Consider the following 12,857-nt stretch of genomic DNA (forward strand, 5'->3'; position numbering starts at 1 on the left):
ATCGGCGGTTGGGCAAACGCGACTGGAAAGATCGCGCGCGCGCTTCTACAGCACCGCGTGATGACAGAGAGCCTGACGATCCGCCGCCCCGACGATTGGCATGTGCATTTGCGCGATGGAGCGATGCTCCGCGACGTGGTCGGGTATACGGCAAGGCAGTTCGCGCGGGCGATCGTCATGCCCAATCTCGTGCCTCCTGTGACCGATACCGCGATGGCCTTGGCCTATCGCGAGCGGATCGTGGCAGCGGTGCCGGACGGGATGCACTTCACTCCGCTCATGACCTGCTATCTGACCGATGGCACCGACCCCGAAGACCTGGCCTGGGGCGCGGCGCAGGGCGTATTCACCGCGGCCAAGCTCTATCCGGCCAACGCGACGACGAATTCGGCACATGGCGTAACCGATCTGGCGAAGATCTATCCCGTATTGGAGCGGATGCAGCGCGATGGGATCGTGCTGTGCGTCCACGGTGAAGTGACCGAACCTGACATCGATGTGTTCGACCGCGAGGCTGAGTTCATCGAGCGGCACCTGTCACGGGTGGCGGATGACTTTCCGGAACTCAAGATCGTGTTCGAACACATCACCACCAGCGATGCAGTCGATTTCGTGCTGGCAAGCGGGGCAAACGTGGCGGCCACGGTCACGCCGCAGCACCTGCATATCAACCGCAACGCCATGCTGGTCGGCGGCATTCGTCCACATGCCTATTGCCTGCCGGTTGCCAAGCGCGAACAGCACCGGCTGGCACTGCGCAAGGCGGCGACCTCTGGCTCGGAGAAGTTCTTTCTCGGAACCGACAGCGCGCCGCACACGCGCGAAGCGAAAGAATCCGCCTGCGGTTGTGCCGGGATCTTCAACGCGCCCTATGCCCTGGAGAGCTATGTCGCGGTGTTCGACGAAGAAGGTGCGCTCGATTGCTTTGAAGCTTTTGCTTCGCTCAACGGGCCGGCCTTCTACGGCCTGCCGGTCAATGAAGGCACCGTCACGCTGAGCAAGGTGCCTTGCGTGGTTCCCGACATCTCACCGTTACCCAACGCCAGCGGCGAGATCGTGCCCTTTCATGCCGGAGAGACGCTGGGCTGGACGCTCGAACCCTAAGACTGCGATATCATCCTGCCGGCGTCGCTTTCGCTCTCGAGCGGCCTCTCAGCATGTCCCATACAAACAGTGCGATCGCGCACCAGATAAACGCGAAACTGATCGCTTGAGCTGGCAACAGCGGCTCTTCGAAGACGGTCAGCCCCAGCACGAAAACGATCGACGGTGCGAGGAACTGCACGAAGCCCAGCGTCGAATAGTTCATTCGTCTTGCCGCAATGGCGAAGAGTAGCAGAGGTATCGCGGTGAAGAATCCACCGAGAATGATCGCCAGGCTGAGCTCGATCGAAACGGTGAACGACGATCCGGCAGGGCTCATGGCATACCATGCGGCTATCGCCGCTGCAGGTATCAGCAGCACTGCGCTTTCGATCGTCAGGCCCGGCAGCGAACCCACCGCCACCTGCTTGCGCAGCAGGCCATAAGAGCCGAAACTCAAGGCCAGTGTCAGGCTGATCCAGAGCGTGGTCAGCGCACCTGCGGCCAGTGCAGCGACGCCGACGCTCGCCACCCCGACGGCCAGCCACTGGAGCCGCGAGAGCTTTTCCTTAAGCAGCAGCGTCCCGAGCAGAACATTGACCAGCGGGTTGATGTAATAGCCAAGGCTCGCTGCGTAGACATTTCCGTTTTGGATCGCCCAGATATAGACGCACCAGTTGATCCCGATCAGGCTGGCACTCGCGATGAGCACCAGCGTCACACGCCGATTGGCAAAAGCCGCGCGAAGATCGGGGAACTGGCGGCGAAATTGCACGATCACCAGGCAGATAGGCAAAGTCCAGATAATGCGCCAGGCAACGAACTCAATCGGCGGGACGGCCTTCACCAGAATCAGATAGAGCGGAAGAATTCCCCAGGTCAGATAGGCCCCGAGCGCTGCGGGCAAGCCCGAAGGCTGAGCGGATTCTGCGGCGGGTTGGTCGTTCATGATCCGGCCCCTAGGCGTGGCTGCAATGGCCGGCAAGCGCTGGATTCAATTCGGCTTATCCGACGCCAGGCCTCCTTTCGTCGCATCTTTCAGAACCTGCATGGTGCGTTGCGATCCGTTCAGGTTGCTGTCCTTATACATGAACACATCGAATGAAGACGAGCGGTTGGTGGCCGCTGGACGATGTGAGGGAAGACCGATGATTCGCACAATTGCAAAACATGTCGCATTCACCACCAGCGCAGGGCTTGCGCTAGCGATTGCCGCACCTGCGTCTGCAGCGGAGGTTGCTCCGCACGGGGTTGAAATCCAGCATGGATATTCGACGCAAGTCCTTGGCGACATGAGTTTCCAGCACAAGCGCAAATACAAGCGCAAGCATTACCGCAAGCACCACCGCCATTATCGGGACAGCTATTATGGCCGCGATGCGCGTTATTACCGCTCCTATGGCGAGCCAGTCTATCGTGACACGCGTATCTGGCGCGGGCGGGACGGGCGCTATTACTGCCGCCGCAGGGATGGCGATACCGGGCTGCTGATTGGTGCCGGGGTTGGTGCGCTGGCCGGACATGAGTTGGCCGGGCGCGGCGGCGATCGCACACTGGGCGCAATTCTCGGCGCGGCGGGCGGTGCGATTCTGGGACGTTCGATCGATCGAAGCAATTCGCGTTGTCGTTGATTAGAATTTAGAAAACATAGACTTGGGTCGGTTCCACCACCGGCTCCGGCGCGGCTTCCACCAGGCCGCGGAAAGCGCCTCTTTGCCTATTGGCTTGGGGGCGCTTTCTTCATCGAGTGTGAGCGTGTTCGGAGGAAAATTAACCCTGTTGCGTTAGGGGATACGCTAATGGCGGACACGCGTCCGCACTCAGAGAGCCGAACAACCAATCGTCATGAGCCCCATCCGATCGACAATCTGGACGCTCGCAGGAGCTTGCGCTTTGAGTGCCTGTTCGGGCGGAGGCGATCCGGTGGCAAGTGGTCCTGAGATGGACCCCCTGGTGCAGCAGGCGCTCAACGACCGCTTGATGACCGATCCCGATCTGGCTTTCCAGAACGAAGGCAATGCTGCGCTGACGATCGGCTACGATCATTCACTGCCGCGAATCGAAAATGGGCCTGAGATTACCGCTCTCACACGCGACGAAACGCGAATGGCCCTGCTCGACGGAGGCGAAATCGCCGAGCTTCCTGCTTCGATCAGCGAGCCCGAGATCGCCAGCTACACCGAAGATTTGAGCGCCGAGGAACGCGCGCGCATGGCCGGAGTTGCCGAAGCCTGCGCCCAAGGGCTCGAGCACAGCACGATCTGGGCGGCACGTCTGCAAGACTATGCCGAGATCGTGCCGCGCGGTGCCGTGGTCGATGCTGCGGGGAGCGATCGGGCAGGGTGCAAGCTACGTATCGTGACGTACCGCACGCCGCTAGCCATCGAAGACGTGATGCAGTTCAATTTTACGCTGGCGGTGAGGGCGGGGTTCGATCCGGAATATCTCGCCGGAAGCGGGCCGGAGCGCGCCATCCGGGGGCGGAAGGGCGGCAAGAACCTGGCAGTCTATGTCCGCCCCGGTTTCGATGGCCTGACTGACGTCGATATCGTGAGCGCTGAGCGCGACTAGAGCTCGCGGAGAGCCTGCGCGGGCTTGGCGCGGAGCAGCGGCAGCGATCCGGCCAGCGCGAAGGCGACCACCAGTGCAAGGCCCATGCCGAGTACAGCGAACACCTCGCCCCAATCGGGCAGCCAGTCAAACTCGAACAATTGCGTCACGACATACCAGGCAACAGCGGAACCCAGTCCAAGCGCAACCAGCGCCAGCAGAAGGGCGAGTAAGCCATATTCCGCCAATTGCATCAGCAAAATCTGGCGGCGGCTGGCCCCCAGCACGCGCAGGATCACAGTGTCATAGGTGCGTGAAGCACGCGCTGCGGCTATCGCGCCGAGCAGGACGGCAAGCCCGGCCAGCACCGCCACCGAAGCAGCTGCCAGCGTCGCCAATCCGACCTGTTCGAGGATGGTGCGGGCTTCGTTCAGGACCTGCCCGACCTCGATCACCGAACTGGACGGAAACTGACGCACCAGATCGCGCAGCAGGTCGCCGCTGGCCGTATCGCCGGACAACTCGATCGTCGCAGCGAGATTGTGCGGCGCATCTTCCAGTGCATTGGGCGAGAAGACCAGCACATAGTTGAAGCCCAGGCTTTCCCAGTCGATCCGTCGCAGGTTTGCTACTCTAGCGCTGCGCTCCACGCCGAGAAGCCCTATGGTGATATAATCGCCCGACTTGAGACCCACTGCGTTGGCGAAATTTTCGTCAAGGGATACCAAGGGTTCGCCCGCATAGTCCTTCGGCCACCAATCGCCCTCGGTTACGACATTGCCGGGCGGAACCGCGTCGGCATAGGTCAGTCCGCGCTCGCCTCGCAGCGCCCATCCGCCTTCGGGAATGCTCTCAAGGTCTGCGACCCGTGTCATGTCGGCGCGCGGGCCGAACGCCAGCACCGCGCCGCGCAATGCGGGCACAGTGCGAATTTCGGCATCGGGCGATTTCTCGCGCACCAACGCTTCGAATGCTTCCGCACGGTCGCGCGGGACATCGAGCACGAAATAGTCGGGTGCCTGCTGCGGAACGCGTTTCTGAATATTGCCGTCAATCGCGCTCTGCACGCCTGCCAGAAGGACGAAGCTCGCAAGGCCGAATCCCAGCGCTGTCACCAGCGCCCCTGTGGGTGCACCGGGCCGGTGAAGATTGGCGAGCGCGCCTCTGACCAGTGGGCTGGAGGAGCGCGGCATACGCTGGGCGGCGGCGCGGATGCCGAAACCGATTGCGGCGAGAAGAAGCAGCGCAGCGGCGGCCCCACCCAGGAAGCCTGCCGAAAGCATGGGTTGATCGGTAGTGACAAGCGCTAGCACACAGATCGCCGCTATCCCTGCGCCAGTCCAGGCAAGCGCCCGCATGTCGCGTGCGAGCGGCGCGACGCGAGCCCGCATCAGCGCCATTGCGGGGAAACTGCGTGCGCGGAGGAGCGGAGTCGCGGCAAATGCGAACGCGACCAGCAGACCATAGGCGCCGGCCAGCAGGAGCGGTGCGGGCTCGATCACCAGTCCCGCTTCGACAGGGAGAAGTCCCTTGAGCGCAGCGCCCAGGATCGGCGTGACCAGCACTCCGGTTGCGATCCCTGCCAGGCTGCCCATCACAGCGGCCGCGGCGATCTGCATCGCGTAGATCTTGCCGATGTCGCTGCTCGTCGCCCCCAGTACCTTGAGGGTGGCGATGCTGCTTCGCCTGGCCTCGAGATAGGACGATACCCCGCCACCAATTCCTATTCCTGCGATTACCAGCGCGGCGAGCCCGACCAGCGTAAGGAAATCGCTCATCTGGTTCACAAAACGGTCGGCCCCCGGCGAAGCACGGTCACGCGTGCGGAAGGTGAAGCCCGAATCGGGAAACTCCTCGTTCAACTCCTGCTGCACTGAGGCTGGATCGCGATTGCCTGCCAGGGCCAAGCGATACTTGCTCTGGTACATCGACCCGGGCGCAAGCAGCCCGGCGCGCTGCGGTACGTCTTCAGCCACGATCACCGTTGGACCGAGTTGGAATCCTTCCGAAAGCCGGTCCGGTTCATTGTCGATCACACCTGCCGCCACCAGTTCGACGGTACCGATACGGAAGCGGTCGCCGGGCTTGATGTCGAGCCGGTCGATTGCACCCTGCGCCAGCCAGGCGCTATTTCCGATCGGGGCAGCGGCTTCGCGCCCGTCGGTAAGCGTGAGTGTGCCGTAAAGCGGCCATTGGCTGTCGACCGCCTTCAACTCGACCGGTGCAGCGACCTCTCCTGTATTGGCCATGGCTTGCAGCCGGGTGCCACCGGAAATCGCGCCATAGCTGGCGAGCGCCGCTTTCTCTTCGGGGGAAAGGTCGCGCTGCCAGACCTCCACTTCAAGATCGCCGCCGAGCAGTTCCTGCCCGCGTGTCGCAAGTTCGCGCTCGATTGCGGAGCTTAATGTCCCGATGGCTGCAAGCGCGGCCGTTCCCAGAAAGATGCACACCAGCAGCAGCCGCAAGCCCCGGAACCGCGTGTTGAGATCACGCCTGGCTATTGTCCATGCGGTGCGCCAGTTCACTCAATCCTCTCCGGACCGAGGCAGTTTGGCTGTATCCGAAACGATCAAACCGTCCGCCATGGTAATGACGCGCTGGCAACGTGTGGCGAGCTCCGGATCATGCGTGATGATGAGCAGCGTTGCACCAGCCTCCTGCCGCCTTGCGAACAGCAGGTCGATGATTTCGTGGCCGGTTGCCGCGTCGAGATTGCCTGTCGGCTCATCGGCGAAGATCAGCGATGGGCGCGGCGCTATGGCCCGGGCGATGGCCACGCGCTGCTGCTCGCCGCCCGAAAGCTGGGTCGGATAGTGGTCGAGCCGGTGGCCGAGCCCCACAGCTTCAAGTTCAGCCGCTGCCCGCGCACTCGCACCGCTTTCGCCTGCCAGCTCCATTGGCGTCGCGACGTTTTCGGCGGCGGTCATGGTCGGCAACAAGTGAAAAGCCTGCAACACGATGCCAATGCTGCCGCGACGCGCCTGCGCCAGTGCATCCTCGTCCATCGCGGCAAAATCCTGCCCTGCAACGCTGAGCGTGCCCGAGCTGGCGCGTTCCAGGCCGGACAACACTGCCATGAGCGAGCTCTTGCCCGACCCGGACGGGCCAAGCAGCGCAACCACTTCGCCGTGAGCGATATCGAGGTCGATCCCGCGCAGGATTTCAACTGGAGCGGCATCGCTGCCGAGCGTGAGGGTGAGCTTGCGGGCGGAAATTGCGAGAGAGGGGCTTGTCACGAATGCTCGTTGGCATAGGCATGGGCGGTGCACAAGGAGACTTGCAGATGGTGAACAGCAACTGGTCGAAAGCTCTCGGCCTGATCCTATGTTTCATGCTCGCGGCTTGCGGTGGGACTGCCCCCGCCGAGCCGCAATCGGAAAAGGATCTGGGGATCGATGCAGAAGGCCAGGCGACCGTGCCCGTCATGGGGCCGCAGCAGCGCATCCTCGCCTTCGGGGACAGCCTCTTCGCCGGCTATGGCGTGGGGGCCGAGAACAGCTATCCAGCCAAGCTGCAGAATGCGCTGAGAGCGCGCGGGATCAATGCCCAGGTCGCCAATGCCGGTGTTTCGGGCGATACGACGGCCGCGGGGCTGCAGCGCTTCACTTTCACGCTCGATGCGCAGGAAGAGACGCCGGATCTGGTTATCGTCGAGCTGGGCGGAAACGATCTGTTGCGCGGGCTATCGCCCGACCAGACGCGCGCAAACCTCGACGCGATCCTGCAGGAATTGGGAAAGCGCAAGATACCCGCACTGTTAATGGGCATGCGCGCGCCGCCCAATTACGGCCCCGAATTTCAGGCGGCGTTCGACGCAATCTATCCCGATCTCGCTGCCAAGCATGGCGCGGCGCTGGTGCCGTTCTTCCAGGAATCGATCTATGACAAGCCGGAGCTGATCCAGCAGGATCGCATCCATCCCACCGAGATCGGAATCGAGACGCTGGTGGGGGCTACGGTGGAGGATGTCGAAGAGGCGCTGGAGTAGGCGCATCCCGCTAGGGCCGGGCCCCTAAAGCCGCTCGACCGTTCCATTGCTGACGCGCCAAACGGCTGCTTCCTCAATGATATCCTCGAACGGCGCACTTTCGGTGCCTGTCAGCCAGACTTGCGCGCGGCCCTGCCTGAGGCGTTGGAACAGAGCAGTACGCCGCACCGGATCGAGATGGGCCGCCACTTCGTCGAGCAGCAATACGCCCGGCCGTCCCTCGGCCGCGAGTACCGCGTGAGCCAGCGTCATTGCGATCAGCATGGCTTTCTGTTCGCCGGTCGAACAGAGAGCAGCCGCCTGTCCCGATCCCGCCATGACAACTTCCAGCTCGTCACGATGCGGGCCTGTCAGCGCACGTCCGGCAGCCCGGTCGCGCGCGCGCTGCCGGCGGAAATCCTCACGCAGCGCTTCGAACTCGGTCGGGCCGCCGGGACGATAGGTGAGTAGGGGGCGAGCGAAGGGTTGGTCGGGCAAGGCAGTGAGCTCGTCGGTGAGCGCAGCAATGAGCGCCTTGCGGCCAGCAGCCACGCGCTCCCCATGCTCGGACAGCTGCGCTTCGATCGCATCGAGCCAGGTGGTGTCGCCACCGGTCTCGAGCAGCTTGTTGCGTTCGCGCATGGCGGTTTCATAGCGCGAGACATTGCGGGCATGTCCAGGATCGAGCGCCAGTGCCATGCGGTCGACATGCCTGCGACGCGCGCCTGCGCTGTCCATGAATAGCCGGTCCATCGCCGGGGTCAGCCAACCCATCGCAAGCCATTCGCCAAGGCTTCCCGCGTTCGCTTCCGCGCCATTGATCCTTACATGGCGTCGCCCCGTCCGGTCGGGCTCGACATAGGTGCCGATGCGTGCGCTTTCATGGCCCTGTTCTTTCAGGCTCGCGCCGATCGCGAAACCGCCATCGCCATGCGGCCCGGACATTTCATCGAGTGCTGCCCGACGCAAACCGCGCCCGGGGGCCAGCAGCGAAATCGCTTCCAGTACATTTGTCTTGCCCGCCCCGTTCTCCCCGAAAAGCAGGTTGAGATGCCGCGTTTCGCCTAGTTCCGTTTCGCGATGGTTGCGAAAGTGACTGAGGGAAATGCGGTCGAGCGCCATGATTACGGCCTACCAAAACACATGGATTTGACCATGCAATTCCGCCCTTGAATCCCCGATCCTGATTTTTGGTGAAAAATCCCAACCTTTCGGATTGATGAACGGACGGTTCATCTTGCGCAGTGAAGAAAACCGCAGAATTCCGCCATTTTTCGGTTTTGGCACGGCTTCTGCAATTGATCAGGCATCAGGTGGGAATGGCCCACCGACAACTGAAACAAGGAGAAACAAGAGATGTTTGGTAATTCCGACACCGGCAACCGCCTTTTCGCTGCCGCATTCGCTCTCGCCCTTTCGGCCGTATTCATGGCCACGGCGATCGTTCCGGCCAGCCCGACGCTGTTTGCCTGAACCCACCTTTCACCGATAGAATAGGACCTGATCGATGTTTATCTTTTCGGACACTGGCAACCGCTTCGTAGCTGCCATTTCCGCCATCGCCATCTCGGCGGTCTTCATGGCCACCGCGATCATTCCCGCCACACCGGGCATCGGAGTCATCGCATGAACGACGTGACACGCAACAACAATGGCGGCCCGCCAAGCAAGGGTTTCCATCTCGACAAGCATAATGGCAAGGTCTTCGGCGTATGCGCCGGGCTGGCCGACTATTTCGGGATTGACCCGATGATCGTCCGCATCGGCTTCGTTGCCGGCACGTTGATCGGCTTCGGATCCTTCATCCTGATCTATCTCGCGATCGCGCTGATCGCGGACTAGGCACGCGCAGCACAAAGAAGTGGAATCCGGTTCTTCGGCGCGCTGCGCGGCCACCGGGAACCGGGCGGGGTCAACCCGCCCTCCTAAACTTCCTCACATCGCCGAAATGCCGCCGTCGAGCTTCAATTCAGCTCCGGTCATGAAACGGCTTTCATCGCTTGCCAGATAGAGCACGGCATTGGCGATATCGTTGGGCTCACCAACGAATTTGAGCGGGATCTGCCGCGCCAGTTTCTCCATCAACACATCCTTGTCGATCGCATGGTTTTTGGCCGTGCCATCCAGAATCGGCGTGTCGACAAAGGTCGGATGGACCGAGTTGCAGCGGATATTCATGTTCTTCTTGGCGCAATGCAGCGCGATCGATTTGGTCAGCATCCACACCGCCGCTTTCGACGAATTGTAGGCCGGCATGGTATCGCTAGCGATCAGGCCGGCGATCGAGCTGATATTGACGATCGATCCCGGCGCATGTTCGCGCATCAGCGGCAGTGCCTTCTGGCAGCCATGGAAGATCGAATCGACATTGACCGAGTAACAGCGCTTCCAATCCTCGAAATCGCAGGATTCGATATTGCCGCCAACGCCGATCCCGGCATTGTTGACCAGCACATTAAGCCCGCCGAGGTTTTCGCGCGCCGCGTCAACCGCCGCTTCCCAGGCTGTAGGATCGGTCACGTCGTGCTGGATTGCGAAGGCGGTTCCAGCTCCCAGATCGGCGTTGATTGCAGCAGCCGTCGCTTGCGCACCTTCGCCGTTGATATCGGTGCACAGAACCCGCGCACCTTCCTCGGCCAGCCTGCGCGAATGCGCCGCGCCAAGGCCCTGTGCCGCGCCAGTTACCAGCGCCATTTTGCCTGCGACGCGTCCTGCCATTGCTATTCTCCCTCGAGTATCTTTCCACCGAGCAGCAACAGCAATCGCACATCGATGCCGCAGCCTTCGGCTCGCTTGGCATCAATAAACGTGTCCAGGTCGCCTATGGCAACCCTGTGAACGGTGATGTTTTCGCCATCGACGCCGCCGCCGGGGCCGACTTTCTCCAAATTGCCAGCTTGCACTAGCGTAAAGCTTTCGCTCACCATTCCGGGGGAGGAGAAAAAATTTCCGCGATCCGTGAGCTTGCCTGCGCGATAGCCGGTTTCTTCCTCAAGTTCGCGGCCTGCGGCGGCGAGAGGATCGTCCTGTTCGCCGTCATCATGATCCCCGATCAGGCCTGCGGGAAGCTCCAGACAATTGCACCCCAGCGGCACGCGATATTGCTCGACCAGCAAGACGTGCCCGTGCTCGAGCGCCAGGATAACCGCGGCACGGATGTTGCGAGCGCGCCCGACATATTCCCACCGTCCCCGCCGCTTGGCGGTGACGAACTTTCCTTGCCAGACGATTTCTTCAGGCTTGCTTGCGTCGGGGTCGATCATGCGAAGCGGCGTTAGACTTCGATCAACCGGTCGGGAAGCTCGTTCTGGTCGTCCTCGGCACGCGGGAAGTGTTCGGACAGTACCTTGCCGACATCGCGCACGCCCGCGGCCATGCCCGCTGCCAATTGCCCCTGTCTGATCTCGGCCAGCATGTCGGCCATCGCTTCGCCCCAGACTTCGGCAGGCACTTTCTCAGCAATCGGCTCGTCGGCCACGATCTCGGCGCGGTGCTCGCGCATCGAGAGATAGAGCAGCACTCCCGTGCGGCCATGCGTGCGCCGTTCGGCCCCGACCTTGAAATGCTTGATTGCCTGCGCCCGAACACGTGCCTGCTTTATCGGCCCCGGCACAAGCAGGAACTTGAGTGGATCCCAAAGAAGGAACAGCCACACGCCAAAGAACTTCAGCAGTCCGAAGCCGATCAGGAGCGAAAGCACTTCGCCCTGTGTCCAGTCATGGCCCCAGCCACCCGTCAACCAGTCGATCTTCTCCAGAAACAGTGCGGGAAACATCGCGAAGATGGTCATTGCCGTGAAGGCCGCGATTGCTGCCCATAGCAATACTATGTCGGTATAACCGTCCGACCGGTCGGCCAGCACGGTCACGATCTCGCCCGACGTGTGCTGTTCCGCCTCTGCAACTGCGTTGGAGACGATCCTGTGCTGCTCTTCGCTGAGATAGCTAGCCATCTACCACCCCCCCGAGGCGCCACCGCCCCCGAAACTGCCGCCACCGCCGGAGAATCCTCCACCGCCGCCAAAGCCGCCGCCACCCCAGCCTCCGCCGTGGCCGCTGGCACCGCGCGCGATACCTTTGCCAACTTCCCACAGAACGATGTCGGTCACCGTGTCACCCAGGCCGTAACGCCGCCTGCGCCTTCGGTTTCGCAGCATCGGCAGGATGAAGAAGAAGAAAATGAACGCGAACCAGATTAGCGCTCCGACCGGTGTTCCACTGTCGCTCTCGCGTCGCTCGACAGCCTGCTGCGCAACCTGCCGTGCCTGGTCCTCTGGCAATTGCAACTGCTGCACGATCGCATCGGTCCCTGCAACGATTCCACCTGGAAAATCGCCGGCCTTGAAGCGCGGAATGATGGTGTTCTGGATGATGAGCGATGACAAGGCATCGGTCATGATGCCCTCGAGGCCATAGCCGATTTCGATCCGCACGCGGCGTTCGTTCGGTGCGACGAGCAGGAGTGCGCCGTCATCGCGCTCGGCATCGCCCAGCTCCCACGCGCGCCCAAGCTGGTAGCCGTATTCGGAAATGTCATAGCCTTGCAGGTCCGGCACCGTGGCGACAACCAATTGGCGCTGCGACTGGGTCTCGAGCGCTTCGAGCTTGGCCGTCAGCTGCGCCTCGACATCGGCGGGAATGATATTCGCCGCATCGACCACGCGCCCGGTCAGTTCGGGAAACTCCTGCGCGGCCAGAGGGGACGCGAGTAGCGCCCATATCGCCAAGAAGAGGATAGTGAATCGATTCACGCTGCTTCTTTCATTTCCACTGGTGTTACTTCGGTAATGAGGCTGGTCACGCCTGCGTTGACTCCTGATTCATAGTTGCCCTTGCGGAACTGGGGAATCATCTGTTCTCTGATGATTTGTGCAGCTTCCTCATCCTTGACCTTGTCCTCAAGGCCATGGCCAACCTCGATGCGGACCTTCCGTTCATTCGGAGCAACAAGGACCATCAAGCCGTCATCGCGTTTCGCATCACCCAAGCCCCAGGCGCGCGCCAAACTGATCGAATAGTCCGCAATATCGTAGCCTTCGAGACTCGGTGTCGTCGCTACCACCAGTTGCACAAGCGTATCTTCCTCTAATTGCTCCAGTATCTTCGTCAGCCTCGTTTCAAACTCTGGTGTGAAGACATCTGCCGCATCGACGACACGCCCCGTCAGTTCCAGCGCCGGTTCCTGCTCGGCTTGCCCCGCTTCTGCGCCGCATCCCGCGAGCAAGAGAAACGCAGCAGCAAGGGCAGCCCGCAGCACG

General features: G+C 61.9%; 16 protein-coding genes. 7 read left to right on the forward strand and 9 right to left on the reverse strand.

Annotation, left to right across the window (positions count from 1 at the left end):
• The first annotated feature begins 60 nt into the window (after nucleotides 1–60).
• Entirely contained in the window at nucleotides 61–1,104 is a 1,044-nt protein-coding gene (gene pyrC / locus ACQY6C_RS05395) for a dihydroorotase (protein WP_427965804.1), read from the forward strand.
• A gap of 10 nt (nucleotides 1,105–1,114) precedes the next feature.
• Here pyrC and rarD read toward each other — a convergent pair whose 3' ends face one another.
• Complete coding sequence (rarD, locus tag ACQY6C_RS05400; protein WP_427965806.1) at nucleotides 1,115–2,032, reverse strand: EamA family transporter RarD; 918 nt, start codon at nucleotides 2,030–2,032, stop codon at nucleotides 1,115–1,117.
• A gap of 199 nt (nucleotides 2,033–2,231) precedes the next feature.
• Between rarD and ACQY6C_RS05405 the strand changes: the two genes are divergently transcribed.
• Nucleotides 2,232–2,714: a glycine zipper 2TM domain-containing protein gene (locus ACQY6C_RS05405; protein ID WP_427965809.1), complete on the forward strand. Its 483-nt coding sequence runs from the start codon at nucleotides 2,232–2,234 to the stop codon at nucleotides 2,712–2,714.
• A 292-nt stretch (nucleotides 2,715–3,006) separates the two neighbouring features.
• Nucleotides 3,007–3,654: a hypothetical protein gene (locus ACQY6C_RS05410; protein WP_427965811.1), complete on the forward strand. Its 648-nt coding sequence runs from the start codon at nucleotides 3,007–3,009 to the stop codon at nucleotides 3,652–3,654.
• Here the strand turns inward: ACQY6C_RS05410 and ACQY6C_RS05415 are convergent.
• Both ACQY6C_RS05415 and ACQY6C_RS05420 read right to left on the reverse strand, forming a co-directional pair.
• Nucleotides 3,651–6,158, reverse strand: a complete 2,508-nt coding sequence (locus ACQY6C_RS05415) for an ABC transporter permease (RefSeq protein WP_427965814.1) — start codon at nucleotides 6,156–6,158, stop codon at nucleotides 3,651–3,653. The genes ACQY6C_RS05410 and ACQY6C_RS05415 overlap by 4 nt on opposite strands.
• Nucleotides 6,159–6,869: an ABC transporter ATP-binding protein gene (locus ACQY6C_RS05420; protein ID WP_427965817.1), complete on the reverse strand. Its 711-nt coding sequence runs from the start codon at nucleotides 6,867–6,869 to the stop codon at nucleotides 6,159–6,161.
• Nucleotides 6,870–6,916: 47 nt separating this feature from the next.
• Here ACQY6C_RS05420 and ACQY6C_RS05425 point away from each other — a divergent pair, with 47 nt between their 5' ends.
• On the forward strand, nucleotides 6,917–7,621 hold the full coding sequence (locus ACQY6C_RS05425) for an arylesterase (protein ID WP_427965819.1): 705 nt from the start codon (nucleotides 6,917–6,919) through the stop codon (nucleotides 7,619–7,621).
• 24 nt (nucleotides 7,622–7,645) lie between these two features.
• On the opposite strand, the gene recF is transcribed toward ACQY6C_RS05425, so the two are convergent.
• Nucleotides 7,646–8,722 (reverse strand): DNA replication/repair protein RecF, encoded by a 1,077-nt coding sequence (recF, locus tag ACQY6C_RS05430; protein WP_427965822.1) that lies wholly within the window; start codon nucleotides 8,720–8,722, stop codon nucleotides 7,646–7,648.
• 234 nt (nucleotides 8,723–8,956) lie between these two features.
• Here recF and ACQY6C_RS05435 point away from each other — a divergent pair, with 234 nt between their 5' ends.
• From ACQY6C_RS05435 to ACQY6C_RS05445, 3 genes are read left to right on the forward strand one after another with little or no spacing between them, the layout of a single operon-like run.
• Nucleotides 8,957–9,073 carry an enoyl-CoA hydratase gene (locus tag ACQY6C_RS05435; RefSeq protein ID WP_427965824.1) on the forward strand — a complete coding sequence of 39 codons (117 nt, stop codon included), beginning with the start codon at nucleotides 8,957–8,959 and terminating at the stop codon, nucleotides 9,071–9,073.
• A gap of 34 nt (nucleotides 9,074–9,107) precedes the next feature.
• A complete protein-coding gene (locus ACQY6C_RS05440; protein ID WP_427965827.1) occupies nucleotides 9,108–9,230 on the forward strand; it encodes a recombination protein F in 123 nt (40 codons plus the stop codon).
• The gene (locus ACQY6C_RS05445) at nucleotides 9,227–9,442 is read left to right on the forward strand and encodes a PspC domain-containing protein (protein WP_427965829.1); all 216 of its coding nucleotides are present in this window, start codon (nucleotides 9,227–9,229) and stop codon (nucleotides 9,440–9,442) included. The genes ACQY6C_RS05440 and ACQY6C_RS05445 overlap by 4 nt, the downstream gene beginning before the upstream one ends.
• A 93-nt stretch (nucleotides 9,443–9,535) precedes the next feature.
• Here ACQY6C_RS05445 and ACQY6C_RS05450 read toward each other — a convergent pair whose 3' ends face one another.
• The 5 genes from ACQY6C_RS05450 to ACQY6C_RS05470 are packed head-to-tail and all read right to left on the reverse strand — an operon-like array spanning nucleotide 9,536 to nucleotide 12,856.
• Nucleotides 9,536–10,318, reverse strand: a complete 783-nt coding sequence (locus ACQY6C_RS05450; RefSeq protein ID WP_427965832.1) for an SDR family oxidoreductase — start codon at nucleotides 10,316–10,318, stop codon at nucleotides 9,536–9,538.
• Between the two features lie 2 nt (nucleotides 10,319–10,320).
• The gene (locus ACQY6C_RS05455) at nucleotides 10,321–10,863 is read right to left on the reverse strand and encodes an NUDIX hydrolase (protein WP_427965835.1); all 543 of its coding nucleotides are present in this window, start codon (nucleotides 10,861–10,863) and stop codon (nucleotides 10,321–10,323) included.
• Nucleotides 10,864–10,874: 11 nt separating this feature from the next.
• Nucleotides 10,875–11,552, reverse strand: a complete 678-nt coding sequence (locus ACQY6C_RS05460) for a TPM domain-containing protein (RefSeq protein WP_427965838.1) — start codon at nucleotides 11,550–11,552, stop codon at nucleotides 10,875–10,877.
• Nucleotides 11,553–12,350, reverse strand: coding sequence for a TPM domain-containing protein (locus ACQY6C_RS05465; protein WP_427965841.1), 798 nt, complete (start codon nucleotides 12,348–12,350; stop codon nucleotides 11,553–11,555).
• On the reverse strand, nucleotides 12,347–12,856 hold the full coding sequence (locus tag ACQY6C_RS05470) for a TPM domain-containing protein (RefSeq protein ID WP_427965844.1): 510 nt from the start codon (nucleotides 12,854–12,856) through the stop codon (nucleotides 12,347–12,349). The genes ACQY6C_RS05465 and ACQY6C_RS05470 overlap by 4 nt, the downstream gene beginning before the upstream one ends.
• Nucleotide 12,857 lies beyond the last annotated feature (1 nt).

The sequence above is a fragment of the Altererythrobacter sp. genome, from assembly GCF_050299635.1.
Taxonomy (GTDB): domain Bacteria; phylum Pseudomonadota; class Alphaproteobacteria; order Sphingomonadales; family Sphingomonadaceae; genus Erythrobacter.

Bases quoted from the DNA above. Each gene is read 5' to 3' on its own strand.
- pyrC (WP_427965804.1), top strand. From the start codon at position 61: ATGACAGAGAGCCTGACGATCCGCCGCCCCGACGATTGGCATGTGCAT.
- rarD (WP_427965806.1), bottom strand. From the start codon at position 2,032: ATGAACGACCAACCCGCCGCAGAATCCGCTCAGCCTTCGGGCTTGCCC.
- ACQY6C_RS05405 (WP_427965809.1), top strand. From the start codon at position 2,232: ATGATTCGCACAATTGCAAAACATGTCGCATTCACCACCAGCGCAGGG.
- ACQY6C_RS05425 (WP_427965819.1), top strand. From the start codon at position 6,917: ATGGTGAACAGCAACTGGTCGAAAGCTCTCGGCCTGATCCTATGTTTC.
- recF (WP_427965822.1), bottom strand. From the start codon at position 8,722: ATGGCGCTCGACCGCATTTCCCTCAGTCACTTTCGCAACCATCGCGAA.
- ACQY6C_RS05435 (WP_427965824.1), top strand. From the start codon at position 8,957: ATGTTTGGTAATTCCGACACCGGCAACCGCCTTTTCGCTGCCGCATTC.
- ACQY6C_RS05440 (WP_427965827.1), top strand. From the start codon at position 9,108: ATGTTTATCTTTTCGGACACTGGCAACCGCTTCGTAGCTGCCATTTCC.
- ACQY6C_RS05445 (WP_427965829.1), top strand. From the start codon at position 9,227: ATGAACGACGTGACACGCAACAACAATGGCGGCCCGCCAAGCAAGGGT.
- ACQY6C_RS05450 (WP_427965832.1), bottom strand. From the start codon at position 10,318: ATGGCAGGACGCGTCGCAGGCAAAATGGCGCTGGTAACTGGCGCGGCA.
- ACQY6C_RS05455 (WP_427965835.1), bottom strand. From the start codon at position 10,863: ATGATCGACCCCGACGCAAGCAAGCCTGAAGAAATCGTCTGGCAAGGA.
- ACQY6C_RS05460 (WP_427965838.1), bottom strand. From the start codon at position 11,552: ATGGCTAGCTATCTCAGCGAAGAGCAGCACAGGATCGTCTCCAACGCA.